The organism is Methyloparacoccus murrellii (genome assembly GCF_054657115.1).
The window spans coordinates 61,964-86,203 of sequence record NZ_BAAHXD010000008.1 but is presented as its reverse complement, the minus strand read 5'-3'; the positions used below and the strand labels follow the sequence as shown (position 1 = coordinate 86,203).

Here is a 24,240-nt window from a genome sequence, read left to right as displayed (position 1 = left end):
GTGCTGCGCCCCCTGCTCGTGTCCGCGCCCCGGCTTGGGCTATCATCCCCCGCAACTTAGTTTGTCGATTCCTTCCTCGCCATTCCGCACCTCTCATGAGCTCTGATTCCTCCATCCGTCGTTCCGGCCTGATGGCACCGCCCCGTTTGCAGGGCGCGTTGCCGCTGCTCGGACATATCCTCGCCTTCGGCAAGAACCCGCACCTGTTCATGATGAGCCTGCGCGAGCAGCTGGGCGACGTGGCCGAGTTCAAGATGTTCCATCAGGACATGGTCTTGTTGACCGGTGACAAGGCCAGCGAGGCTTTCTACCGTGCGCCTGACGAGCAGTTGGACCAAGGGGCGGCCTACAAGATCATGACGCCGATCTTCGGCCAGGGCGTGGTGTTCGATGCACCGATCCGCAAGAAGAACCAGCAGCTGCAAATGTTGATGCCGGCGCTGCGGGACAAGCCGATGCGTACCTATGCGGATCTGATCGTCGAGGAGGTCGAGAACCTGATTGCGGGCTGGGGCGAGGCCGGTGAGATCGATCTCCTGGCGTTCACCAAGGAGTTGACCATCTACACGTCCAGTCATTGCCTGCTGGGGCCGGAATTCCGCTTCGAGCTGAACAAGGTTTTTGCCGAGATCTATCACGATCTGGAGCAGGGGATCCAGCCGATCGCCTATGTGTTCCCGAACCTGCCGCTACCGGTCTTCCGGCGCCGCGACAAGGCTCGCGCCCGCTTGCAGGTGCTGGTCACCGAAATCATGGCGCGACGGGCCAAGGCGCGTTCCGACAGCCCGAATGTCTTCCAGACGCTGATCGATGCTACCTACGAGGATGGCAGCAAGCTGACGCCACACGAGATTACCGGCATGCTGATTGCCACGATCTTTGCCGGCCACCACACCAGCTCCGGCACGACGGCCTGGGTTCTGATCGAATTGCTGCGGCATCCGTCCTGGATGCAGGCAGTGGTGGCGGAGCTGGATGCCCTGTTCGGCGAGGATGGCAAGGTGACCTTCGAGTCGCTGCGGCAAGTCCCCAAGCTGGAGAGCGTGCTGAAGGAGGTGCTGCGCCTGCATCCACCGCTGATCATTCTGATGCGTAAGGTGTTGCAGGATTTCACGGTCGGCGATTACCTGATCAAGGCCGGCAAGTTTGTCTGTGCGGCACCGGCGGTCACCCATCGCATCGACGCGCTGTTTCCCAACCCGGAACAGTTCGATCCCGACCGCTATTCGCCCGAGCGCGCCGAGGACAGGAACCTGTATGCGTGGCAGGCCTTCGGGGGCGGGCGGCACAAATGCTCGGGGAATGCCTTCGCCCTGTTCCAGATCAAGGCGATTTTCTGCATCCTGCTGCGGCGCTACGAATTCGAATTGGTGGACGCGCCCGACAGCTATCGGGACGATTACACTAAGATGGTGGTCGAGCCCGGGTCGCCCTGCCGCATCCGCTATCGCCGCCGCCGGTCGGCCAGCACGGCAGCAGAGGCCGCTCGGACTGGTGACGAGGGGATCGCCATGGCATCAGCGGGGCATTTCCGGATCCGGCTCGACCGGGATCTGTGCAAGGGACACGCCGCCTGCATGGGCGAAGCCCCCGGACTCTTCCATGTGGACGAGGAAGGGCACCTGACCATCCTCAACGATCATCCCCCGGAAGCCGAGTTGGAGAAGGCCAGGGCCGCGGCGAAATATTGCCCGACTCAGGCGATACGCATTGGTGTCGAATGAGGCCTGGCCGGGTCTTTCCCGTGCCGGGCGAGCACGGGTTCCGGCTGCGGGCGTGAGCGGGATTCGCCGCAGGACGCGCCCTCAGGCGCAATCCACGCGGACCTCGCCATCACCTGCCAAGGCCAAGGGCATGCTGTTCCCGCAACCAATGACGAAAGGCGTTCTGCTGGATGTTCATGCCCTTGAGGGCCAGCTTTGCCATCGAGCGCAGCCATAGGCTGGTCTGGCCGCTCCTGATCCGCTCCGGAAACAGGCGGAAGGCCTGCATCACGACCAGGGCAAACTGAGCGCCCATCGAGACGATGCTGCTGTCTTGGGTGGACAGCAGCGCCAGCGAGTGCGCGCGTCCCTTGGGGCAGCTGCGCCAGTAGGAAAAGATGCACTGGTTGAGCAGTTCCGCTTCCGCCGTATGCGACAGGAAGGCTTCGCGCAGCTCTTCCGAGAGGGTACGGCGGGTCAGCTGTACCCGCCCCGCCGCGATGGCGTAACGGCGCAGGGCTTTCGGAACGTTGAAGCGGGTCTCGACCAGGGCGTCCCGCAGGCTCAGGGCATCCTTGACCGCCGTGGTAATCCCCGATGCCGTCAGCGGATGGCAGCAGCCGCGGGCGTCACCCAGCAGCGCGATGTTGGCCTTGACGCTGCTCTGCGGCACGATGCGGTAGTTGGCGGCGGCCATCGGCTTGTCCTGGGCCATGGCTGCCTCGATGTCCTCGCGGAAGGCCGCCGGGAAAAACTTGAGATGCTCGCGGATGGATTCCTTGGAATTATCCCCGCGCAGGATCTCGAACATCACCCGGGCACGGCCTGTGCTGACGCTGTAGGCATAGGAGATGCCCAGCGGATTCAGGAAGATGTTTCCATAGCCGGGATTGGGCAGGTGGGTGTCGTCCACTTCGACGCCCATCATGCCCGAGTAGCGGTGTGTCTCGTGTGGAATGCCGGTCAGCTTCCGTACCTGCGACATCGGTCCGTCGGCACCGATGATGAGTCGCGCCCGGATGCGGGTTGTCCCGGTATCGGTGGTGACGATGGCGGCATAATCGTCCTCGCCTTCGTTCTGCTCGATCGAGGAAACCCGCCCCCCGAGCCAGACATCGACGCCGGAAAAGTGCTTCACCTTCTCCAGCAGATGGTTTTTCAGGGCCTGGTGTTCGATGGCCATGCCGCCATGGGTCAGGCCATCCACTTCGCTGTAGGGCAGGATGACCGATTCCGACTCCTGGACTTCGTGATCCGGCTGGTAGGGGAAGATGGCGAACCCACCGATATCGGCGCCGATATTGGCATCGTTCTCGAGCAGGCCCAGCTGCTTGAGCGCATCGATGCCGGGCGGGTGAATCAGCTCGCCGGCCAGGCGCCGGCCATGGGAGAGCTTGGGTTCGACGATCAGTATGCGCAAGCCCAGGGGCGAGAGGGCCGCAGCAGCGGCAGCACCAGCCACGCCGCCCCCGGCGATAAGGACGTCGGTGTCCAGATGATTCATCGCGTGTGTTTCCATCGTCAACTCGGAATTACCCGTCATAAGTTCAGGCTTGGCAGGTCTGGCGGAAGATTGTTGGGCGAGCCCGGCAACGCGTCCATTGCGTGCCGCATGGGCTTGTGGATGAACCACTGGCCAGACTATCCGGGATCATCATGCAACAGCTGTGGCTTGTGGGCAACTTTGTCGTGTATTTACAGCACAAGTATATCGTGTCAGGGCCCAAACCGGAAAATAAGTATGGTAAAGGCGGTAGTCGAGCATCGCCGCGCCGAAGAAAACCCCATTCACGGCTTGCTGTGGCCAGCCTCCGTCCGCCCGCTGTTGTTGCATAAGCCACAAGATGCCACGCTCGATGGCGCTGTCCTGAGGCGGCAGGATTTCCAGCAGGGCGAGGATCGCCCAGCTGGACATGACCACCTGGGTTTCCGGATGTTCCCGGTACTGGCCGTCGAGACAGCTGCTGTAATGCTCGCTCCAGCCGCCATCGGGGCGCTGCTTGTCCTTCAGCCAGGCGGCAGCCCGGACTAGGGCAGGGTCGGTGGCCGGCATGCCGGCCAGGCGCAGACCTTTTGCCACATGGAAGATCGCATAGGTGTAGTTGATGCCCCAGAACCCCGGCCAGGCGCCGTCCGGCAGCTGGCCCTTGCGCAGCAGCGCGATGGCCCGCGGGATCGCACGGTCGATCTCGCCGCCGGGGAAGTCGGGGTAATGCCGGCGATAGTGGCAGAGCGCGGCGAGGGAGGAGGCCGTGCATTCGAGATAGGAGAGTTCGGTCATGCATTGTCCGAACATCTCGGACGGGTTGACCAGCTCCATGAGCTTGCCGGCCCGGCGGCGCTCGTAGGTGCCGAAGCCGCCGTCGGCATTCTGCCGGGACAGGATGAAGCGGATGGCCTGCGTCAGGCGCTCGACATCCAGCGTGGGTATGGTTTGCAGTTCAGGGTGTTCGGCGGCGGCGAGAATGCCGCAGACGGCCTCGGCGGTACAGTCGCTGACCGGCCAGCGGTGCTGGCCGTCGGAAAAACACCAGCCACCCAGCGCGGGATCCCGCCAGTGGTCGGCGGGGTCGGGCAGCTCCTCCGTCAGCTGGGCGCGTTCGAGGAAGCGCAGCGCCTTGCCGACCGCCGTGCGGGTGTCGTCATCGGTCTGCCGGAGATTGGCCAGCGCCTGCAGGACAAAGCCGGTGTCCCAGGTGTTCGAGCGGGCGCCGACATAGCGCAGACCCTCCGCCGGGTCTTCCCAGCGCCACGCCTCGACGCCCGCCAGGCTGGGTTCCAGGTCGGGATGCCGAGGGTCCTCGACGAAGATGGCCAGGGTATTGAGCAGGCCGTTCACCGGAGAAATGCCCTGATATCGGGTGCTGCGCTGCTCATAGAGGATGCGGTCGAAACAGGCCGCCAAGGCTTTTTCTCTCAGCCGCGGGCTGTGCCAGCGTTCGAACAGCGCCAGCAGATCATAGATGCGCCGCAGCAGGGGGCTGATCGGGACATGGACATCGCCCGGCGCCAGGGTGTGGCGCAGGCCGGCGAAGTCGATGGTGTCATAGGGCTCGTCGTAGAGTTCTTTCCGCAACTCCTCGATCAGCGCCGGCGGCAGATCGGCCCGGTAGCGGCGGCCGGCAAGGTAGGCCAGGCCAAGGTAGATGAGTCGTGTATGACAATAGAACCGGCTGGGGTGGAAGGGGAGCCATCGCGGGAGCAGGAACAGCTCCGGCGGAATGGCGTTGAGCCCGGTGTATTCGTAGAGGCCCAGCATGGCCAGCCAGAACTTGCCCCAGGTCGGAATCCCCTTCACGCCACCCGGTTGCCGGTGCAGCCAGGCCCGGGCACGGGCCAGCCGGGGGTCGCTGGTCGGCACGTCCAGTAATCTCAGGGCGATGTACGCCAGCGTGGTGAAGAAGACATAACCGGGCGACTCGGGGTGCATGCCCCAGGAGCCGTCGTCGGCCTGATTGACCGCGAAATGCCGGATGATCTGCTGGCGTTCCGCCTCGTGATAGGGGCGGCCAACGAGCGTGCGGACGATCACCGCCTGGGCGAGGATCATGGTGCACCAGACCATTTCGCCTTCCCAGTCGCCGCTTTCCTTCTGGAGCCCCAACAGGTAGCCGACGGCCTTGCGGGTGGCCGCTTCGGCCAGGATGGGGGTGTTCGGTTGCGTGCTCACGATATGTCGATGGCGGGGATGTTTGTGGCAGGAGTCAGCGCAGCGGGGTGTCCAGTTCCTGCGCGACTTGCGAGAACTCCTTGCCCCAGATGGTCTTGTTGTAACCCCACGGCCCTGAGCGCAGCTGCCTGAGTCCTTCTTCCAGCGCGGACCTGGCCGCGGCACCTTTCTCGTCGACCTCCCACAGCGCCTCGGCATGGAACAGGTGGTTGAGCGGATGCTGCGGGTATTGGTCGACCGCCTTCTGCAACCACCCCAGCGCCTTGTCTCCATCGCCGATGCCCGTCGGCCAGGAAGGTGCCTTCAGATACAGCATGCCCAGCAGCCGCAGGGGGCCGCCATCGTCGACACCCGGAGAGAGGCGGACGGCCGTCTGCAGTTCCTGCTCCAGCCGGGAGACGCTGTCGGCGGCCTGCAGGGGGTGCTGGTGGACCGCCAGGCCGAGGTTGGCCGCCAGATAGTAGTGAACCGCGCCATCCCGTTCGGCGCCCTGACGGAGCGCCTGCTCCGCCCACTGCACGCCTTCACGGGCCAGCGCCTCCTTGCGGGCGCTGTCCGGCTCGCGCTCCGCCAGATGCAGGGCCAGCCGGCTTGGCAGGGCGGAGCGCTGCACCTCCGGCGCGTTGCTGTTACGCGCAACGCTGAGGGCGCACTGCAGGCTGTGGGTCGAGCTGCCGGGTCCGAACCGGTCGCCATTCGCGAGCAGGCTCGTCGGCGATGTCTCCGGGCAGTCCGAAAGTCCCGGGAAGCGTACCCATTGATCCGGCAGGCTGGCGCAGCCGCCGATGAGGAGTGCTGCGGCGAGCAGGCTGATGGGGAGCGATCGCACGACCTATCTTTCCTGTTTCCATAGGGTGATCATCGGCTCGATCGCGCCGGGGCTGGCCGGGACGAAGGCCTCGATGCCGAACAGCTCGCACAGTTTCTTGCCCTCGCTGTCTCCACACATCCCTTGCAGGGCGCGGGCGAAGCGCTCGCGCTCGCTGGCGGAGCTGGCCTGGCTATCGGCGACCATGCCCATGAGCGGGATGTCGCCGGAGGTGTAGATGGCTTCCATGGGATTCTGCAGCGGCAGCGAGCCGAGGGCCGCGAACTGCTGGCCGTTTACCAGCACCGCATCCAGTTCACCCTTGTCCAGGGCACGCAGCGCCCGGATGGCCTGGCGCGATGGCTTGAGTTCGAAGGCCGAGCGGGGATCGAGCTTGCCGGCGAAAACGATCCGCTGGAGGAAGTCGGGTTCCTCCAGCACCGTGCCGCCGATGGCCTTGCCCTTGAGTTCGTCGAGGCGGCCATATTTGCCCTTCTGCACCAGCAGGCGGTAGTGCTCCGAGGTCGCGCCCTTCATGCGTGGCTGGGCCACGGGAACCAGATGGTGGGCGTCGCGCTGTTCCAGGAAAAGTCCCAGCGAGGTGATGGCAAAGGCCGGCTTCAGCTGATCCAGCTGACTGCGGCAGGTGTCCGCTGCCGTCGTGAAGCTGCTGGTGAAGCTGTTGGCCGGCCATTGGCCGATACGCTCCACGACCCGCAGCATCGATGCCATGGCGGTATTGGCTTCCGCTTCGCTGACCGGACCACCGGGGTAGCAGACCAGGATGGGGGCAGGTGCCGACAGAGCGGCGGATGTCGCGGTTGCCAGCGCCAGCCCGGCGGCCAACAGGCGGAGAGAGGATATCAATGTGCTGTTCACGGTTTTCCGGTCGGATCGATCAATTGCCCGATGGCCGGCGCCACCAGGAGGGTTGCCGCCAGACAGGATAGCAGTCCGAGCGTGATGTCCATACCCAGGCCCGATACGCCGCGGTAGCTGGCCAGGGTGATGGCGCCGAGACCGGCGAGTTCGGTGCCGGCGGCCAGCGCGATGACCTTGCCGGCATCCAGGGTCACGGCCAGGGGGCCGGCTTGCCGGAGCGCCCGCCAGCGGTGGCTGAACCAGACGCCGTAATCGACCGCCAGCGCGATCACCAGCGGCAGGGCGATGATGTTGGCGTAATTGTAGCGAAGGCCCAGCAGCGCCATCAGTCCGAGCATCCAGCCGCCGCCGATGACCAGGGGCAGGGAGGCCAGCACGAAGCCGCGCAGGCTGCGCAGGATCAGCAGCAGCCAGGCCAGGCAGACGGCGATGGCCAGCAGGGTTCCCTGGCCGAAGCTCTCGACCACGGCCCTGGAGAAGGCCTCATGGGTGGTCGGAAAGCCGGTGGCCTCGGGCGAGACGGCGTACACCTCGCGAACCAGGCGCTCCAGATAATCCCAGTCGTAGACGCTCTCGGCGGGGAAGGCGTAGGCGGCCAGGGTGCCGTCCGGCGCCACGAAGCGATCCCGCAGGCTGGGCGGCAAATCGCCGGGTGACAGCGCCCGGGCCGAATCCCAGCCGGCAAGCTGCTCGCGACCGCGCCGGGCCTCGCCCACCAGGGCGCACAGGAAGCGTTCGGATCGGTCGCGGGTCTGCGCGGGGTTGGCCGCGAGACTGGCGCGCAGGGATTCCAGCCGCGTGCGCAGCGATTCGAGCTCGTGCACCAGCGTCTCATGGCCGGCCGAGAAGGCCTGTTCCTGGCCTTCCTCGATCCTGGTCTGGGCCTTTTCCAGCACCGTGCGCAGGCGGCTGAAGGTTGGCTCGTCTAGGCCCTGCCGGTCGAGGAGATCCAGCTGCCGCTGCAGGCCGGGCGCTTGCGCTGCCCGGCCGATGGTCTTGGCGCTGACGACGCGTTCCGTCGCGTCTTCCGGGAACAGCTGCGTGATCGACTGCACGCGGGCGATCGTCGGCAGCGCGCTGGCGCCGGCGGTGATCCGGCGCATGTCGTCTAGGTTACTGGCGGTGAAGATGATGACCTCGGACTGATAGTCGGTTTCGCTGGCCATGCGCCGCTGGTACTGGGCGGCGGTGGAATCGGCCGGCAGCAGCGACAGCACGTCGTAGTCGAAGGGAATGGCCAGGCCGGCCCGGATGCCGATCCAGGCGGTTGCCAGCGCGAGTCCCACCCAGAGCCAGGCCAGCGAGCGGGCGAAGGCACCGCGGCGGCCGGGCCTTGGCCGGGGGCCGGCCGGTGTGGGGGGCACCGCCAGGCGGGGCGGGAACAGGGCATAGACGGCAGGCTGAACCAGCCAGGTACCAAGCAGGATCAGCAGTACCCCGCCTGCCGCGACCCGGCCCAGCTCGGCGAAGCCCGGGAACTCGACGGTGGCCAGCGCACCGAATATCAGCAGCGAAGCGCCGCCCGCCGTCATGACGGCGGAGAAGGAGCCGGCGATTCCCGTGCCGATGGCCTCGATCAGGGGCTTGCCGGCACGGCGGGCTTCGGCGATCTGCGAGGAGGTGAAAATGCCGTAGTCCGCACCCAGTCCGAACAGGATCGCCAAGAAGCTGGACGTGATGATGCTTAGGTGGCCGACGGTTAGCAGGGCCAGCGCCAGGCTCCACAGCGCGCCCAGACCCATGGGAATGAAGATGGCCAGTGCCCAGCGGATGCTCCGCACCACCAGGAGGATCAGCGCGGCGATCAGGCCCGCCGCCGTCCAGATGACCAGCTTGATGTCCCGCTCGATGTCGAGATACTCCTCGTACTCGATCGCCGGCATGCCGGTCAGGACGAATGAGGGCGCGGGTCGTCCGCTGGCCTGGTACTCGCGGGCAAGCCCCCCGGCCACGCTGCGGACCCGCTCGTTGAAGGGCTGCAGCGTCTCGAAGGCTTCCGAGGCATCCCGCGGATGGACGAAGACCACCAGCATTTGCCCGTTGTGCGAGGCGAAGTAGCCGTTGCCTAGCTCCCTGGCGCCGACCGCCGACAGCAGGCCGCTCCAGTCCACGGTGTCGGGTGGCTGCGATGCGCCCAGCCAGCGCTGCCATTCGGCCAGCAGGGCATCGGCGGCGCGGATGGTGGTGGTCATCTGCTGCAAGTCGGGGCCCGGTCCGGAGGGCACGGCCGCGAGTGTGTCCCCGGCTGCCGCCAGCATGCTGTCCAGCGGCACCGATGGCGCGTCGGCGGCCAGTGACAACCCCTGTTCGAGGCGGGTCAGCGCGGTGCGCGGGGCGAGCAGGTAGGCGTGGCGGGCGAAGAAATCGGTATCCAGGCGCTCGGTGGCGTAGGCGATTTCCGGCTGCTGGTTGAGCCGCCTGGCGAGTTCCGTGGCGTAGGATTCGAGCTCGGCACGTGGGGCTCCCTCGATGGCGATCATCAGGTCGGAGGCCGCGCCGAACTTGCCCAGGAAAGTGCTCAGGCGTCGGGCGACGTCGGTGTCCTGGGGCAGCAGGGCCTGGCGGGAGGTGTGGACGGGCAGTCGCGCCGCCGCTACGATCGCCAGCAATGACAGGAGGGCGGCGACCAGAAGCACCCCGCCAGGGTGCGTGGCGCACCAGCGGGCCTGGCGATACATCAGTGATTTCATGCGGGATATGCCGGTATCAGGAATTTTTCAGCCCTGGCCCGTCTAACCGCAGGCGCATTTTCAACGGTCGGGCCGGGGATGGGATTGGCCTGTTGGTCCGATGTCTGCCCGTTGTCGCCAACCGCCGTTAAACATCGAGATAACACATGGTCATCGAAGGCAAAGCCCTCATCTGGGGTATCGCGATCTTTCTGGGGCTCTATGTGGTGCACGTGATCCTGCTGCCGGCGCTGATCGGTGAGCGGGCCGCCACGGGAGATTATCAGGGTTTGCTCTATGGTTTAAACCAGCTGCTGGGATTGGCGACATGCCTGGTATCGGGTTCTGTCGCCGCCAGGAAGGCCGGTCACCATGGTTTTGCTCACGGCGGCATCGTCGGTGCCGTCAGCACGGTGCTGACGGCCTTGATGGCGATGCTGTGGGCGATCGTGACGGGGGCGAAGTTCTTCGGTCTCGAGACCCTGCCGTTCTGGCTGATGATCAACGGCTTTCTCTGCGCCTTCGCGGGACTGGTGGCGACCAACATGGTCGAGGACGAAAACGCCGTCTGAATCTGAACCTGTCCTTGCCGGCCGGCAAGGCGCGCTGCCCGGGATGAAGCGGACAGCGACGCGGTCCGGGCAGGCGGAGGGGTAACGGGATTCAGGTCCGGTCCGGCGTGTCGGCTGGGCGCAGGCCGGGATGACCGGCGAATCTCAATGCTTGACTTTGTCGCCCTGCTGCTGAACCTTCTGGCCGACCTTCTGCAGGTCCTGGCCGAAGCCGCTCCAGGTGTTGCAGCCGGAGAGGAGCAGGCTCGTTGCCAGCATCAATGTCAAAGCGCCGTATTTCATCGTGCGAGTCCTGTCGGTAGGGGGGGCGGGCTTGTTGCGGCGGTGTGGGCACGGTGCATCGCCGTCCGGTGGAATCGTCGTGATGGTAGCCAACATTGGCCGATTGAGAAAGAGTCCGGCCGGGATGGCGCGGTTGCCGGGCCATGCGCCGGCCGCTTTCTCCTGTCCTGCCATCCTGATCCGGCGGTGGCGGAAGGGTCAGGATTCCCGTAGCGCCCGGTTCATCGCGCGCGGGACACGTCGTGTCTTGGGCATTCCCTCCTCAATACGGGATAATCCCTTCCCAGAGCAACGGGGGTAAGCATGAACGAAGATTACGATGTCCTGATTGTCGGGGGTGGCATGGTCGGCGGGACGCTGGGCTGCGCGCTGGGCGGCAGCGGGCTGCGGGTTGCCGTGCTGGAGGACGCGCCGCCCATGCCCTTTTCGCCCGAACAGCCGCATGACCTCCGGGTATCGGCGGTCAGTGTCGCCTCCGCCAATATCCTCAGGACAATCGGTGCCTGGGATGGCATCGCATCGCGCCGCTTGTGTCCATACCGCCGCATGCGTGTCTGGGAGGATGCCGGCGATGTCGAGTTCCGCAGCGAGGAAATCAACGAGCCGGTGCTGGGGCATATCGTCGAGAACCGCGTGATCCAGCTCGCGGTACTGGATCGCCTGCGGGACTTCGACAACGTCAGCCTGCTGTCGCCCGTGAAGACCCGGGCGATCCGCTATCAGCCGCACGGCTCCGAGGTGGAACTGGACGATGGACGTGTGCTCAGGACCCGCCTGCTGGTCGCCGCCGATGGCGGTTTTTCCCGGGTCCGGCAGGCTGCCGGCATGGGTGTGAGCGGCTGGGATTACGAGCAGCACGCCCTGGTGCTTACCGTCGACACCGCTGCCGCGCAACAGGACATCACCTGGCAGCGTTTCACCCCGGTTGGCCCGCAGGCGCTGCTGCCCCTGAGCGGCCCGCATGCCTCGCTGGTCTGGTATCACCGTCCGGAGGAGGTCCAGCGCCTCAAGGGTCTGCCCGACGCCGAGCTGCTGGCCGAGCTGCTGGCCGCTTTCCCGCCGTGCCTGGGCCAGATCCGGGCCATCACCGCGCGCGGCAGTTTTCCCCTGCGTCGGCAGCATGCGTTGCGCTACATCAAGCCGGGCGTCGCTCTGATCGGCGATGCGGCCCACATGATCCACCCCCTGGCCGGGCAGGGGGTCAACATCGGCTTGCTGGATGCCGCCGCACTGGCGGAAGTGCTGATCTCGGCCCAGCGCAAGCAGGAGGACTGGGCATCCGAGGCGGCGCTGGCCCGTTATGAGCGCATGCGGCGCAGCAACAATCTGCTGATGATGACGGTCATGGACGGCTTTTACCGGGCCTTCGGCAACCGGCACCTGCCGTTGCGACTGGTCCGGAACCTTGGCCTGGGCCTCGCCGAACGGCTGAGGCCCGCGAAGAAACTGGCCATGAGCTATGCTATGGGGCTGAATGGATCGCTGCCGCGTCTGGCACAGGGCGAGGCCCTGCTGGGTTGATGCAGGCGCGCGCAGCAGCCGCAACGCCGGCTCTCCCGGCTACCTGCGATCCGCCATCGGCGCGGCTAGCCCGGCGACGCAACCCAGTCGCTTGCCGATGACCGCGGATTCCAGCGGCGTGCCTGGCTCGCCCGTGGCGGCAAGCTCTCAACCCGACAGACCCTGAACGACCCGGAGACACCGAATGCTGAACAAAACCGCTTTTCTGACGCTGGCTTTGGCGATGACGGCGGGCTGTGCGACCTACACCGGCTGGCAGCCGGTGACGGACAGCCACAACGACCCCAATGCGGCAAGAATTCCCCAGGATACGGAGGAGTGCAAGATGCTGGCCAAGGAGGCCGGTTCCCCCGGCACCGAGACGGCCAAGGGTGCCGTCGCCGGCGGTCTGCTCGGCGCGGCAACAGGGGCCGCCATCGGCGCGGTAGCCGGCAATCCTGGCGGCGGCGCCGCCATCGGTGCGGCGGCGGGGGGTCTCGGTGGCGGCACTTACACGGGTGTCAGCGGCGACGAGGCCTACAAGCGTGCCTTCATCAACTGCATGCGCAACCGCGGCCACAACGTCATCAACTGATCCGAATCGGCAGCGAACTGGCGGCGGGTGGGGGGCTGGCTGTCTGTGAGGTCTCCATCCGCCGCGCTGACATCATGACCAGCCTGAGCGACCTGCTGCGCGAGAGCGCGGAGACCTATGCCCAGGTTCCCGCCATCCTGACCGATGCCGGCGTCATCGATCACCGTCGATTCCACCGCCTGGCGGGCGATATCGCCGCCGGCCTTGCGGCAAGAGGCATCGAGCCGGGCGATCGGGTGGCGCTGTACGCGCCGAATGGCGCCGAGTTCGCCATCGTCTATGTCGGCATTCTCCTGGCGGGCGCCACGGTTGTGCCCATCAACCTGCTCATCAATCGCCCCGAAATCCTGCACATCCTCAACGATTCGGGAGCCAGGGGCCTGGTGTTTCACGAGGCACTGGCGGAGAAGGTCCGGGATCTGGCCGGACAGGCGGGCATGCTGCGCTGGTCGGCCCGCATCGTGCCGGCAGCAGATCCGCGCATCGCCCTGGGCGAACTGGCCGACGCGCCGGCGGGCGTTCCGCCATCGCCGACCATCGAGGCGCGGGAGCATCTGGCCGCCATCCTCTATACCTCGGGGACGACCGGTTTTCCCAAGGGCGCCATGCTCACGCACGCCAATCTGGTTGCCAACGTCCGGAGCGTGCGGCATGCCATGAAATGGCGGCCCGGGCTGGACCGGGTGCTGGTGGTGCTGCCGATGTTCCATGCCTTCGCGGCCACCGTCGGCATGCTGACGCCGCTTGCCAGCGGTTGCGCCCTGATTCCCATGGCGCGGTTCGAGCCCGAGGCGGTGGCGGAAGCCATCGCGCGGCACCGGGCCAGCATCTTTCTTGGCGTGCCCAGCATGTATGCCGTCCTGCTGCGGCTGCGCGAGGAGCGGATCAGCCAGTTGCGCTCGCTGCGTTTCGGTATCGTTGGCGGGGCGGCCATGCCGGTCCAGACCCTGAACCAGTTCGAGGCTCGCTTCGGTATCCGCCTTTACGAGGGCGACGGCCCGACCGAGTGTTCGCCGGTGACCTGCGTCAATCCCATCGATGGGCTGGCCAAGCCGGGTACGGTGGGCTTGCCGGTACCGGAGGTGGAAATGCGGATCGTCGACGATGCCGGCCGGACCCTGCCGGATGGCGAGGTCGGCGAAATCGCCGTGCGCGGGCCCAATGTGATGAAAGGCTACTGGAACCAGCCGGAAGCCACCGCCGAGGTCTTCCGCGATGGCTGGCTCCTGACCGGGGATCTCGGGATGCGCGATGCGGACGGTTATTTCAGCATCGTCGACCGCAAGAAGGATCTCATCATCGTCAACGGCATGAATGTCTACCCCCGGATGGTCGAGGAGGTGCTCTACCGCTACCCGGGATTGCGCGAAGCTGCCGTGGTTGGCGAGCCGCATGCGCTGCATGGCGAGGTACCGGTGGCGTACGTAGCGCTGGACCCTTCCGGTGCCGGCAGCGAGAAGGCCCTTCGCGAGCATTGCCGCGCCTGGCTGGGGCGCCATCAGGTTCCCCGTCGCTTCGTGGTGCTGGATGAATTGCCGAAGAACGCGGCCGGCAAGATCATGAAGCGCGAGCTGCGCAAGCAGGGGGAGATCGAGCGCGGGATCGTGGGGCTGGGCTGAATCAGCGCTCTTTCTGCGCCGCCTCTTCGGCCTGCCATTGGGTCACGCGTTCGTCGATCACCGAATTGAGATAGAAGTTGCCGCCCGCCGCGCGCTTGGCCAGCTGCATCTGCAGGATGGCCGACTTGGTCTGGCCCAGCAGATAGTAGCCCTCGGCATAGTAGCGGTGCGACTCACCCTCGTTGCCTAGCTTGCTGTAGGCTTCCGCCATCAGTTCGTAGATGTCCGGCGTCGGCGGATGATGCTTGATGAGGTCGTGCAGCACCGTCCGTGCCTTGGCGGTCTGCCCGGTGTTCAGCAGGGCGCGGACATAGTTCAGGGTCATCGCCTGGTTGTCCGGGAAACGCTGCAGGGCGAGTTCGTACAGCTCCGCTGCCTTGCCGAACTGCTTGGCGTCCATTTCGGTTTCCGCCAGCGCGTTCATGAACTGCGATTGATGCGGGTAGGTTCTGACGAGGCGCTGCAGTGTTGTCCTGGCTCTTTCGGTCTGTCCGAGCCGGGATTGTGCCAGGGCCAGGCCGTAGGCCATGATGTCCTGCTGCTGGCCGGTACCGCGCGTCTGCATGGTGGTGAAGTAGTCGAGCGCATTGCGCGGGCTGGGCGCGGTCTGTACGCGCAGCTTGGCGCGGATGACCTGGTAGGGCAGGGAGTCCGGGTACTGCCGATAGGCGAATTGTTCGGCACGGTCGCGGGTGTCGGAGATGCGCGCCACGGTGACCGGGTGCGTCAGCAGGAATTCCGGGATGCGGTTGCCGGCGAAACGGGTCGATTGCTGCATTCGTTCGAAGAATTCCGGCATCGCTCGCGGATCGAATTCCGATTTGGAGAGAATCTGCATGCCGACGCGATCCGCCTCGACCTCGTTGTCGCGGGTGAAGTTGATCTGATATTGCTGGCTCATGCCCTGGGCCGCCATCATCGCGGCTATGGCCGCATTGCCGCCGCCTTGCGCGCCGATGAGGGCGGCGCCGAGCATGGCCAGCGCTGTGGGGATGGACATGCGGCTGGCCGCCTGAAAGGTCTGGAACAGATGGCGCTGGGTGACGTGCGAGATTTCGTGTGCCAGTACCGAGGCCAGTTCGCTTTCCTGTTCTGAAAGCAGGATCAGGCCTGAGTTGACGCCGATGTAGCCGCCGGGACCTGCAAAGGCGTTGATGACTGGCTCATTGACGACGAAGAAGGTGAAATTCTGGGTGGGCGTATCGCTGTTGGCGGTCAGGCGGGAACCCAGCGACTGGATGTAATCCCATACCTCGGGGTCGTTGTTGATCTGCATCCTTGCGTGCAGGCTGCGATAGAAGGCCGCGCCCAATTCTCCCTCCTGCTGGGCGGTCATCAGCGTCCCGGTCGGATCGCCGATATCCGGCAGCTGGATGTCGGGCATCTCAGCGCGGACGGCCGGCGCCGCTGCCGTGGCCAGCGCGGTCAAGAGCGGGGTGGCCAGCGCCGTTGTGACAAATCGTTTCAAGATGGACAAGGCCTCGGTGCAGGGGGGATATCACCCGGAGAAATGGGGGTTGTTCAAGCCCATTCCAAACCCAACGTTGCCATGAAATACGCCGTTCAGATCAATGCGGGCCCCCTGGAGGGTCGGGCCACCGAACAGGGAGTCCAGTTTATCAAGACCGCCATCGCGTCGGGGGACGAGATCGTGCGGGTCTTTTTCTACCAGGATGGCGTCCGCCATGCATTCGCCGGCGATACCGCGAACGTGGCGGGGGCCGACTGGTCGCGGCTCGGGCGGGAGGCCGGTCTGGAACTGGTGTTCTGCACGGCTGCCGCCGAGCGGCGAGGGCTTTACGATCCCGCTTGCGGTCAAGGCGGGGACGCCGTGATTCGGGAGGGTTTCGTGCCGGGTGGCCTGGGAGCCTGGGTCGATGCCTGCCTGAAGGCTGACCGGGTGCTGGTCTTCGATGCGGATGCCTGGACGTGAGGACGAAGCGCTTTCTGTTTGTCCTGGCGCGATCGCTGGAAGGGATGGCGGGACAGGAATGGCTGGATCAGGTGCTGACCTTCGCCGCTTTCGACCAGCCGGTTGGCGTGCTGTTCATCGGCGATGGCTGGCGGATGCTGGCGGCGGCCGGGGATGGCGATGCCCTGTCCGGTAGCCGGCTGATCGAGGTCCTGTCGCTGTATGGCCTGGAGGGTATCTGGGCCGCCCAGGCGTCATCGACCGGCCTGGCCGACCCGACCCTGGCGTCCGGGGCGGGGTTGATCGCCATTCCCGAATCGCAAGTGCCGGCCTTGATCGCGCGATACGATGTCGTCTTCGGCTGGAACGGCGCCCCTGACAACGCGACCGCCGGGCTCGGGGCCCAGCCGCCGGCAGGTCTTGGTGGCACATGACGGAGGCTGCACCATCGGCGATGCCCCGCGTCACGGCGGACGGGTTTCTGCAGGATGCAGATGACTGGAACGAGGGCGTCGCGGCAGGGCTGGCGGCCCGCATTCCCCTGGTGCTGACCGATGCCCACTGGGAGATCGTCCATTTCCTCCGCGACTATCACCGGCAGTTTCGTCACCTGCCCAATAACCGCATGTTCGTGAAGGCGGTGGAGCGTGCGCTGGGTCCTGAGCGCGGCAATTCCCGCTATCTCAATGGCCTGTTTGCCGGCAGCCCGGTCCGGCATGCCTGTCTGGTGGCGGGGCTGCCGAAGCCGCCCGGCTGTCTGTAGCGCTGCAAGCCCGGCGTGCCAGTGAACCGGAGCGGACGATCGGGGGTCGTAGTGGCAACCGATCGGTGTGACCGTGTGCCGGAGAGCCGGTCGGCAACAGGACGTACAACAAAAAACATCCCGCGCAATCACGCAATCAGGAGTCGCCCATGAAACCGATCGAGACCGCCGCCTTCTCCGCCCTTGGCCTTGCTGCCGCCACCGTGGGCTATCTCATCCTTTCCGCCCCGGAGGGCGAGGACGACTGGCAAAAATTCGTGCAGGACCATCATTGTCAGTCCGTGGGCGAGACGGGTGGCAGCAATCGCGGCGGCTGGCGCTGTGACGACGGCCAGATTCACTACCGCTGGCGACAGCAGAAGTGAGGCATTCCCGTCACCCGGGCCTGGTCGTCGCCGGCGGCGTCATCAGGGTCGGCGGTCGCCTCGTCCGCCTTGACGGTGTAATCAAGTCCTAGTAAGTTAGTCAACCTTTTTATCCGCTCAGGGCGCGATCCAGCGCCCTGAATCTTTATGGCAGGGTGAAGTTCGTGGAGCTCAGCGGCGCTGAAATCGTTGTCCGGTGTCTGAAGGACGAGGGGGTGGAGTACATTTTCGGCTATCCCGGCGGCTCCGTGCTCCACATCTACGATGCCCTGTTCAAGCAGGAGGATGTCAAGCATATCCTGGTGCGCCACGAGCAGGGCGCGACCCACGCGGCCGATGGGTATGCGCGCTCGACCGGCAAGCCCGGCGTCGTGCTAGTGACCTCGGGGCCCGGCGCCACCAATGCCGTCACCGGCATCGCGACTGCCTTCATGGACTCCATCCCCATGGTGATCCTGACCGGCCAGGTGCCGACGCCGGTCATCGGCAGCGATGCCTTCCAGGAGTGTGACACCATCGGTATCACCCGGCCCTGCGTCAAGCACAACTTCCTGGTCAAGGACCTCGCCAAGCTGGCGGAAACCATCAAGAAGGCCTTCTACATCGCCACCACCGGCCGGCCGGGACCTGTCGTCGTCGATATCCCCAAGGATATTACCGACCCCAACATCAAGATCCCTTATGCCTACCCGGAGACGGTATCCATCCGCTCCTACAATCCGCAGGTGCGCGGACACCGCTGGCAGGTCAGGAAAGCGGTCGACCTGCTGCTGAGCGCCAAACGGCCGATGATCTATACCGGCGGCGGGGTGGTCATCGGCAACGCTGCGGCCTCGCTGGTGAAGCTGACCCGGCTGCTGGGCTTCCCGATCACCAATACCCTGATGGGGCTCGGCGCGTATCCGGCCACGGATTCCCAGTTCGTCGGCATGCTGGGCATGCATGGTACCTACGAAGCCAACATGGGCATGCACGAGTGCGACGTGCTGCTGGCGATCGGCGCCCGTTTCGATGATCGCGTAACCGGCAAGCTGGCGCAATTCTGTCCGCATGCCAGGATCATCCATGTCGATGTCGACCCGGCATCGATCTCCAAGACGGTCAAGGTGGACGTGCCGATCGTTGGCGAGGTCGGCCCGGTGATGGACGACATGATCGAGATGCTGGCGTCCAGCCCGGCCAGGCCCGATGCCCAGGCCCTGGCCGCCTGGTGGGAGCGCATCGAGCGCTGGCGGTCCGTGAACTGTCTCGCCTTCGATCGTGGCAGCGACCGCATCAAGCCGCAGTTCGTCATCGAGGAACTGTGGGCCGTGACCCGAGGCCAGGCCTTCATCACCTCGGATGTCGGCCAGCACCAGATGTGGGCGGCACAGTTCTACAAGTTCGACCAGCCGCGTCGCTGGATCAATTCCGGTGGGCTGGGCACCATGGGTTTCGGCCTGCCGGCGGCGATCGGGGTCAAGCTGGCTCATCCGCACGCCGACGTCGCCTGTATCACCGGTGAGGCGAGCATCCAGATGTGCATCCAGGAGCTGGCCACGGCACTCCAGTACCGGACCGGCATCAAGGTCATCAACCTCAACAACGGCTACATGGGCATGGTTCGCCAGTGGCAGGAATTTTCCTACGAGAGCCGCTATTCCCATTCCTATCTGGAAACCATCCCCGATTTCGTCAGGCTGGCCGAGGCCTACGGCCATGTCGGCATGCGCATCGAGAAGCCGGCCGATGTGCGGCCGGCGCTGGAAGAGGCCTTCAAACTCAAGGATCGCACCGTGTTCATGGATTTTCTGACCGACCCGAGCGAGAACGTCTATCCGATGATCGAGGCCGGCAAGGCCCACCATGAAATGAGGATGGCGCCTGGCGTCAGCGTGGACCGGGAACTGGCATGAAGCGTCACATCATCTCCATCCTCATCGAGAATGAGGCGGGCGCCCTGTCGCGCGTGGCCGGCCTGTTCTCGGCCCGCGGCTACAACATCGAGACACTGACCGTCGCGCCCACCGAGGATGCCTCCATGTCGCGCATGACCCTGGTGACCTCCGGCAGCGCCGACATCATCGAGCAGATCACCAAGCAGCTGAACAAGCTGATCGACGTGGTGAAGCTGATCGACATCTCCGAATCCTCCCACATCGAGCGGGAGCTGATGATGGTCAAGGTGCGTGCCTCCGGCGCAATGCGCGACGAGATCAAGCGCCTGTGCGACATCTTCCGCGGCAGCATCCTCGACGTGACCTCCAGCACCTACGTCGTCGAGATCACCGGCGAGAAATCCAAGCTGGACGCCTTCCTGCGCGCCATCAGCGAGGATCACATCATCGAGGTCGTGCGTTCCGGCACCACGGGCATACTCCGCGGTGAGCGGGGGCTGCACGCCTGAACCCAAAACCTTTCGAGCCCATTCAACACCGAGGACATTCCATGCAGGTCTATTACGACAAAGACGCCGACCTTTCCATCATCCGGAGCAAGAAAGTGGCCATCGTCGGCTACGGTTCGCAAGGTCATGCGCACGCCCTCAATCTCAAGGATTCCGGCGTTTCCGTCGTGGTGGCCCTGCGTCCGGGCTCTGCTTCCGCGGTCAAGGCCCAGAACGCCGGGCTCGAGGTTGCCTCGATCGAGGACGCGGTCAGGTCGGCCGACGTGGTCATGATCCTGGCGCCCGACGAGCATCAGGCCAGGCTCTATTCCGAACAGATCGAACCCAACATCAGGCAGGGCGGGGCACTGGCCTTTGCCCACGGCTTCTGCATCCATTTCGGCCAGATCCAGCCGCGCGCCGATCTCGATGTGATCATGATCGCGCCCAAGGCACCTGGCCATACCGTGCGCAGCGAGTACGTGAAGGGCGGCGGCATCCCGGATCTGATCGCGGTGGCCCAGGACGCCTCCGGCCAGGCCAAGGAACTGGCGCTGTCCTATGCCTCCGCCATCGGCGGCGGCCGCACCGGGATCATCGAAACCACCTTCCGCGAAGAGACCGAGACCGACCTGTTCGGCGAGCAGGCGGTGCTGTGCGGCGGTGCCACCGCGCTGGTGCAGGCCGGCTTCGAGACGCTGGTCGAGGCCGGTTACGCGCCGGAAATGGCCTACTTCGAGTGCCTGCACGAGCTCAAGCTGATCGTCGACCTGATGTACGAGGGCGGCATCGCCAACATGCGCTACTCCATCTCCAATACCGCCGAGTATGGCGACCTGACCCGCGGTCCGCGCGTGGTTACCGAGCAGACCAAGCAGGAGATGAAGAAGATCCTGCGCGAGATCCAGACCGGTGAATTCGCCCGTGAATTCATCCTCGAGAACCAGGCCGGCGCCGCCACCCTGAAGGCCAAACGCCGCCTGGGCCGTGAACATCCGATCGAGGAGGTCGGCGAGCGTCTTCGCGACATGATGCCCTGGATCAAGGCCAACAAGATCGTCGACAAATCCCGGAACTGATGCGGTTCCGCTAGCAGGCACCGACAGGGGGTGAGCATGTCTCACCCTTTGTCATTCAGACGTTCCGGTACCCGTGCTAGCCTTGCCGGGTAGCGACACGGTGCCGGACCCCGAAGACAGGGACCGGGCCGTGTTTTCCCAACCGCATTTACCGGGATCATGATGGAACAGCATCCGCAAACCAAGAACCGTCGTCGCGGCATCTACCTGCTGCCGAACCTGTTCACGACCGCCGCGCTGTTTGCCGGCTTCTACGGCATCACCTCCGCCATGAACGGCCAGTACGAGGTGGCCGCCATCGCCATTTTCATCGCCATGGTGCTCGATGGCCTGGATGGCCGGGTGGCCCGGCTGACCAACACGCAGAGTGCCTTCGGGGCCGAATACGACAGCATGGCCGACATGATCTCGTTCGGTGCCGCGCCAGCGCTCATTCTCTACACCTGGATTCTGTCCAGCCTCGGCAAGGCCGGCTGGGTGGCGGCCTTCGTCCATGCCGCCGGTGCGGCACTGAGATTGGCGCGCTTCAACACCCAGATTGCCACCCAGGACAAGCGCTACTTCCAGGGACTCCCGAGTCCCTCGGCGGCCGCCATCCTCGCGGGATTTGTCTGGGTCTGCGTCAGTCACGGCATTTCCGCCGAGAACCTCGGATATCCGGCACTGGGGCTGGCGATCGCCACCGGGCTCCTGATGGTCAGCAATTTCCGTTACTACAGCTTCAAGGATATCGACCTGCATGGCCGGGTTTCCTTCATCTGGGCCATCCTGATCATGCTGGTGTTCGCCTTCCTCTTCACCAACCCGCCGCTGGTGCTGTTCACCCTGTTCACCACCTATGCGATCTCGGGGCCGGTGCTGACGCTGGTACGCCGGCGCCGGATGCGCACCGAGCGCCGCGCCTGACGGGGCGCTTGTCTCGCGCAGGCCCGCGGCTTATAGTGCCATTCCATGTCACATCCCCTCCCGATCATGGCTTCCGTTCCTGACCGCCAGGGCCACGATGGCCCGCGGAAGTCCCGTCTCTGCCTTTCGATCAGCCTGTCGCTCCTGCTGGTTGCCGGACTGAATCTGCCCTGAGGGGCAGTCATTCACCACCCACACCGCAGAACCCGCATATCCCTGTCCAGTGACAAGTTCAGATTCAGAGAGGTCAAGAACATGAGCGACAAACTCATCATTTTCGATACCACCTTGCGCGACGGCGAGCAGAGCCCCGGCGCTTCGATGACCCGCGACGAAAAGGTCCGTATCGCCAGGGCGCTCGAAAGGCTGCGCGTGGATGTCATCGAGGCCGGCTTTCCGGCGGCGAGCCCCGGCGATTTCGAGGGCGTGCAGGCGGTGGCCAGGACCGTCAGGGACAGCGTCGTCTGTGGCCTGGCCAGAGCGCTGGACAAAGACATCGACCGCGCCGGCGAAGCCCTGCGGGAGGCGGCCCAGTCGAGGATCCATACCTTCATCGCCACCTCGCCGATTCATATGCAGCTCAAGCTGCGAATGACACCGGAGCAGGTGATCGACAATGCCGTCAGGGCCGTCAAGCGTGCCCGCCAGTACACCGACAACATCGAGTTCTCGCCCGAGGATGCCGGCCGCTCCGAGGAGGATTTTCTCTGTCGCATCCTCGAGGCCGTCATCGATGCCGGCGCTACCACGCTGAACATCCCGGATACCGTCGGCTACAGCCTCCCGGAGCCGTTCGGCCAGACCATCCGTCGCCTGCGCGAACGCATTCCCAACGCCGACAAGGCCGTGTTTTCCGTGCACTGCCACAACGATCTCGGCCTGGCCGTCGCCAATTCCCTGTCCGCCGTGCTCGGCGGTGCGCGCCAGGTGGAATGCACCATCAACGGCCTCGGCGAGCGTGCCGGCAATGCGGCGCTGGAGGAAATCGTCATGGCGGTCACAACCCGCAAGGATGTCTTTCCCTGCCATGTGTCGATCGACACGCGGGAGATCGTCGCCTGTTCCAAGCTGGTGTCGAACATCACCGGTTTTCCGGTCCAGCCGAACAAGGCCATCGTCGGCGCCAATGCCTTCGCCCATGAGTCGGGTATCCATCAGGACGGTGTCCTCAAGCATCGCGAGACTTACGAAATCATGCGCGCCGAGGATGTGGGCTGGACCGCCAACCGCATGGTGCTCGGCAAGCATTCGGGCCGCAACGCCTTCAAGACCCGCATGCAGGAGCTCGGCATCGAATTTGTCTCCGAGGCGGAGTTGAACGATGCCTTTGCGCGCTTCAAGGAACTGGCCGACAAGAAGCACGATATCTTCGACGAGGATCTGCAGGCGCTCATCACCGATGCGGCCGGCGAGGCGGAGGAGGAAGGCGTGCGCTTGGTTTCGCTGAAGGTCTGTGCCGAGACCGGCGAAGTGCCGACCGCCCGGGTCACTGTCCGTGTCGATCAGGAGGAGTTGACCGGCACCGCCTCCGGTGGCGGCGTGGTCGATGCCAGTCTCAAGGCCATCGAATCCCTGCTCGATACGGGCGCCCAGCTGTTGCTTTATTCAGTGAACAACATCACCACCGGTACGGACGCGCAGGGCGAGGTGACGGTACGGCTGGAGAAAGGCGGACGCATCGTCAATGGCCAGGGGGCCGATACCGACATCGTCATCGCCTCGGCCAAGGCCTACATCAACGCTGTCAACAAGCTGTTGACGCCCCGTCAGCGGATGCATCCCCAGGTCGCGGGTGATGTCTGAATGCACGGGGATCTGCCTCCGGGGACGCCCACCGGCGGGCCGGAAGCCGGCCTGGATCGCCTGGATGCCATGGGCATCCAGGTATGGGTGCCACGCCTGCCGGTACCGCATGGTCCCGGAGACGGCGCGGCAGATGTGATCGAGGTGCCGGCCGTCGGCGCGCCACCCTGCCCAGCGCCGGGGCTGTACGGCGACTGGGAAACCCTGGAGCGGGAGGCCTCGGTCTGCCGCCGCTGCGCCCTGCACGAGACCCGCACCCAGGTTGTGTTCGGTGTCGGCCATCGCGCCGCCCGCTGGATGTTCATCGGCGAGGCACCTGGCGAGCAGGAAGACTTGCAGGGCGAACCTTTCGTCGGTCGGGCCGGCCAGCTGCTGACCGAGATGATCAAGGCAGTAGGGTTGAGCCGGGAGGAGGTGTATATCGCCAACGTCCTCAAATGCCGCCCGCCCAGAAACCGCGACCCCCTGCCGGAGGAAGCCGCCGCCTGCGAGTCCTATCTCCTGTCCCAGGTGGCGCTGGTCAAGCCGGCCCTGATCATCGCTGTCGGTCGGATCGCGGCCCAGCATCTGCTCAAGACCAGTACCCCCATCGGCAAGTTGCGTGGCGTCGTGCATGATTACCGCTCCATCCCGCTGGTGGTCACCTATCATCCGGCCTATTTGCTGCGTTCGCAGACGGAGAAGCGCCGGGCCTGGGAAGATCTCAAACTGGCGCGGAAGACCGTCGCCGCCCGGGCCTGAGGGGAG

At 65.2% G+C, this 24,240-nt stretch carries 22 protein-coding genes; 15 read left to right on the top strand and 7 right to left on the bottom strand.

The annotated features are described in order from the left end of the window. The first annotated feature begins 131 nt into the window (after positions 1-131). Entirely contained in the window at positions 132-1,724 is a 1,593-nt protein-coding gene (locus ACYQ1H_RS03905) for a cytochrome P450 (RefSeq protein WP_460026752.1), read from the top strand. A 109-nt stretch (positions 1,725-1,833) separates the two neighbouring features. On the opposite strand, the gene ACYQ1H_RS03900 is transcribed toward ACYQ1H_RS03905, so the two are convergent. From ACYQ1H_RS03900 to ACYQ1H_RS03880, 5 genes are all read right to left on the bottom strand, one after another. Beyond that, the gene (locus ACYQ1H_RS03900) at positions 1,834-3,222 is read right to left on the bottom strand and encodes an FAD-dependent oxidoreductase (protein ID WP_460026751.1); all 1,389 of its coding nucleotides are present in this window, start codon (positions 3,220-3,222) and stop codon (positions 1,834-1,836) included. Between the two features lie 135 nt (positions 3,223-3,357). Continuing rightward, positions 3,358-5,373, bottom strand: coding sequence for a 2,3-oxidosqualene cyclase (locus ACYQ1H_RS03895; protein WP_460026750.1), 2,016 nt, complete (start codon positions 5,371-5,373; stop codon positions 3,358-3,360). A gap of 34 nt (positions 5,374-5,407) precedes the next feature. Beyond that, a complete protein-coding gene (locus ACYQ1H_RS03890) occupies positions 5,408-6,202 on the bottom strand; it encodes a tetratricopeptide repeat protein (RefSeq protein WP_460026749.1) in 795 nt (264 codons plus the stop codon). A gap of 3 nt (positions 6,203-6,205) precedes the next feature. After that, positions 6,206-7,060, bottom strand: coding sequence for a sterol transporter periplasmic substrate-binding protein BstB (gene bstB, locus ACYQ1H_RS03885; protein WP_460026748.1), 855 nt, complete (start codon positions 7,058-7,060; stop codon positions 6,206-6,208). Beyond that, complete coding sequence (locus ACYQ1H_RS03880) at positions 7,057-9,753, bottom strand: MMPL family transporter (RefSeq protein ID WP_460026747.1); 2,697 nt, start codon at positions 9,751-9,753, stop codon at positions 7,057-7,059. Before ACYQ1H_RS03880 ends, bstB begins: the two co-directional genes overlap by 4 nt. Before the next feature lie 146 nt (positions 9,754-9,899). On the opposite strand from ACYQ1H_RS03880, the gene ACYQ1H_RS03875 reads away from it, so the two are divergent. Further along, positions 9,900-10,304: a hypothetical protein gene (locus ACYQ1H_RS03875; protein WP_460026746.1), complete on the top strand. Its 405-nt coding sequence runs from the start codon at positions 9,900-9,902 to the stop codon at positions 10,302-10,304. Positions 10,305-10,448: 144 nt separating this feature from the next. On the opposite strand, the gene ACYQ1H_RS03870 is transcribed toward ACYQ1H_RS03875, so the two are convergent. Further along, positions 10,449-10,586: an entericidin A/B family lipoprotein gene (locus tag ACYQ1H_RS03870; protein ID WP_460026745.1), complete on the bottom strand. Its 138-nt coding sequence runs from the start codon at positions 10,584-10,586 to the stop codon at positions 10,449-10,451. Between the two features lie 303 nt (positions 10,587-10,889). Between ACYQ1H_RS03870 and ACYQ1H_RS03865 the strand changes: the two genes are divergently transcribed. The 3 genes from ACYQ1H_RS03865 (at position 10,890) to ACYQ1H_RS03855 (ending at position 14,300) form a co-directional block, all read left to right on the top strand. Next, a complete protein-coding gene (locus ACYQ1H_RS03865) occupies positions 10,890-12,107 on the top strand; it encodes a UbiH/UbiF/VisC/COQ6 family ubiquinone biosynthesis hydroxylase (RefSeq protein ID WP_460026744.1) in 1,218 nt (405 codons plus the stop codon). A 184-nt stretch (positions 12,108-12,291) separates the two neighbouring features. Next, the gene (locus tag ACYQ1H_RS03860; protein ID WP_460026743.1) at positions 12,292-12,681 is read left to right on the top strand and encodes a YMGG-like glycine zipper-containing protein; all 390 of its coding nucleotides are present in this window, start codon (positions 12,292-12,294) and stop codon (positions 12,679-12,681) included. Between the two features lie 74 nt (positions 12,682-12,755). After that, the gene (locus ACYQ1H_RS03855; RefSeq protein ID WP_460026742.1) at positions 12,756-14,300 is read left to right on the top strand and encodes a long-chain-fatty-acid--CoA ligase; all 1,545 of its coding nucleotides are present in this window, start codon (positions 12,756-12,758) and stop codon (positions 14,298-14,300) included. Position 14,301: 1 nt separating this feature from the next. Here the strand turns inward: ACYQ1H_RS03855 and ACYQ1H_RS03850 are convergent, their stop codons facing one another. Then, entirely contained in the window at positions 14,302-15,768 is a 1,467-nt protein-coding gene (locus tag ACYQ1H_RS03850) for a beta-barrel assembly-enhancing protease (protein WP_460026741.1), read from the bottom strand. A gap of 81 nt (positions 15,769-15,849) precedes the next feature. On the opposite strand from ACYQ1H_RS03850, the gene tusD reads away from it, so the two are divergent. From tusD to ACYQ1H_RS03800, 10 genes are all read left to right on the top strand, one after another. Next, positions 15,850-16,233, top strand: a complete 384-nt coding sequence (tusD, locus tag ACYQ1H_RS03845) for a sulfurtransferase complex subunit TusD (RefSeq protein WP_460026740.1) — start codon at positions 15,850-15,852, stop codon at positions 16,231-16,233. Further along, positions 16,230-16,646, top strand: a complete 417-nt coding sequence (locus tag ACYQ1H_RS03840; RefSeq protein ID WP_460026739.1) for a hypothetical protein — start codon at positions 16,230-16,232, stop codon at positions 16,644-16,646. The genes tusD and ACYQ1H_RS03840 overlap by 4 nt, the downstream gene beginning before the upstream one ends. After that, positions 16,643-16,975 (top strand): TusE/DsrC/DsvC family sulfur relay protein, encoded by a 333-nt coding sequence (locus ACYQ1H_RS03835; protein WP_460026738.1) that lies wholly within the window; start codon positions 16,643-16,645, stop codon positions 16,973-16,975. Before ACYQ1H_RS03840 ends, ACYQ1H_RS03835 begins: the two co-directional genes overlap by 4 nt. 149 nt (positions 16,976-17,124) lie before the next feature. Continuing rightward, positions 17,125-17,340: a hypothetical protein gene (locus tag ACYQ1H_RS03830; protein WP_460026737.1), complete on the top strand. Its 216-nt coding sequence runs from the start codon at positions 17,125-17,127 to the stop codon at positions 17,338-17,340. A gap of 164 nt (positions 17,341-17,504) precedes the next feature. Further along, positions 17,505-19,235: an acetolactate synthase 3 large subunit gene (locus tag ACYQ1H_RS03825; protein ID WP_460026755.1), complete on the top strand. Its 1,731-nt coding sequence runs from the start codon at positions 17,505-17,507 to the stop codon at positions 19,233-19,235. Further along, complete coding sequence (gene ilvN, locus ACYQ1H_RS03820) at positions 19,232-19,726, top strand: acetolactate synthase small subunit (RefSeq protein WP_460026736.1); 495 nt, start codon at positions 19,232-19,234, stop codon at positions 19,724-19,726. The genes ACYQ1H_RS03825 and ilvN overlap by 4 nt, the downstream gene beginning before the upstream one ends. A 41-nt stretch (positions 19,727-19,767) precedes the next feature. Next, positions 19,768-20,784, top strand: coding sequence for a ketol-acid reductoisomerase (ilvC, locus tag ACYQ1H_RS03815; protein WP_460026735.1), 1,017 nt, complete (start codon positions 19,768-19,770; stop codon positions 20,782-20,784). Positions 20,785-20,943: 159 nt separating this feature from the next. Further along, positions 20,944-21,690: a CDP-diacylglycerol--serine O-phosphatidyltransferase gene (gene pssA / locus ACYQ1H_RS03810; RefSeq protein WP_460026734.1), complete on the top strand. Its 747-nt coding sequence runs from the start codon at positions 20,944-20,946 to the stop codon at positions 21,688-21,690. A 255-nt stretch (positions 21,691-21,945) separates the two neighbouring features. Beyond that, a complete protein-coding gene (locus ACYQ1H_RS03805; RefSeq protein WP_460026733.1) occupies positions 21,946-23,493 on the top strand; it encodes a 2-isopropylmalate synthase in 1,548 nt (515 codons plus the stop codon). After that, positions 23,494-24,234, top strand: a complete 741-nt coding sequence (locus ACYQ1H_RS03800) for a uracil-DNA glycosylase (protein WP_460026732.1) — start codon at positions 23,494-23,496, stop codon at positions 24,232-24,234. It begins immediately after the preceding gene. Positions 24,235-24,240: the final 6 nt, after the last annotated feature.

Bases quoted from the DNA above. Each gene is read 5' to 3' on its own strand.
- ACYQ1H_RS03865 (WP_460026744.1), top strand. From the start codon at position 10,890: ATGAACGAAGATTACGATGTCCTGATTGTCGGGGGTGGCATGGTCGGC.
- tusD (WP_460026740.1), top strand. From the start codon at position 15,850: ATGAAATACGCCGTTCAGATCAATGCGGGCCCCCTGGAGGGTCGGGCC.
- ACYQ1H_RS03905 (WP_460026752.1), top strand. From the start codon at position 132: ATGGCACCGCCCCGTTTGCAGGGCGCGTTGCCGCTGCTCGGACATATC.
- ACYQ1H_RS03800 (WP_460026732.1), top strand. From the start codon at position 23,494: ATGCACGGGGATCTGCCTCCGGGGACGCCCACCGGCGGGCCGGAAGCC.
- ACYQ1H_RS03880 (WP_460026747.1), bottom strand. From the start codon at position 9,753: ATGAAATCACTGATGTATCGCCAGGCCCGCTGGTGCGCCACGCACCCT.
- ACYQ1H_RS03855 (WP_460026742.1), top strand. From the start codon at position 12,756: ATGACCAGCCTGAGCGACCTGCTGCGCGAGAGCGCGGAGACCTATGCC.
- ACYQ1H_RS03870 (WP_460026745.1), bottom strand. From the start codon at position 10,586: ATGAAATACGGCGCTTTGACATTGATGCTGGCAACGAGCCTGCTCCTC.
- ilvC (WP_460026735.1), top strand. From the start codon at position 19,768: ATGCAGGTCTATTACGACAAAGACGCCGACCTTTCCATCATCCGGAGC.
- pssA (WP_460026734.1), top strand. From the start codon at position 20,944: ATGATGGAACAGCATCCGCAAACCAAGAACCGTCGTCGCGGCATCTAC.
- ACYQ1H_RS03875 (WP_460026746.1), top strand. From the start codon at position 9,900: ATGGTCATCGAAGGCAAAGCCCTCATCTGGGGTATCGCGATCTTTCTG.
- ACYQ1H_RS03860 (WP_460026743.1), top strand. From the start codon at position 12,292: ATGCTGAACAAAACCGCTTTTCTGACGCTGGCTTTGGCGATGACGGCG.
- ACYQ1H_RS03830 (WP_460026737.1), top strand. From the start codon at position 17,125: ATGAAACCGATCGAGACCGCCGCCTTCTCCGCCCTTGGCCTTGCTGCC.
- ACYQ1H_RS03805 (WP_460026733.1), top strand. From the start codon at position 21,946: ATGAGCGACAAACTCATCATTTTCGATACCACCTTGCGCGACGGCGAG.
- ACYQ1H_RS03835 (WP_460026738.1), top strand. From the start codon at position 16,643: ATGACGGAGGCTGCACCATCGGCGATGCCCCGCGTCACGGCGGACGGG.
- ACYQ1H_RS03900 (WP_460026751.1), bottom strand. From the start codon at position 3,222: ATGGAAACACACGCGATGAATCATCTGGACACCGACGTCCTTATCGCC.
- ilvN (WP_460026736.1), top strand. From the start codon at position 19,232: ATGAAGCGTCACATCATCTCCATCCTCATCGAGAATGAGGCGGGCGCC.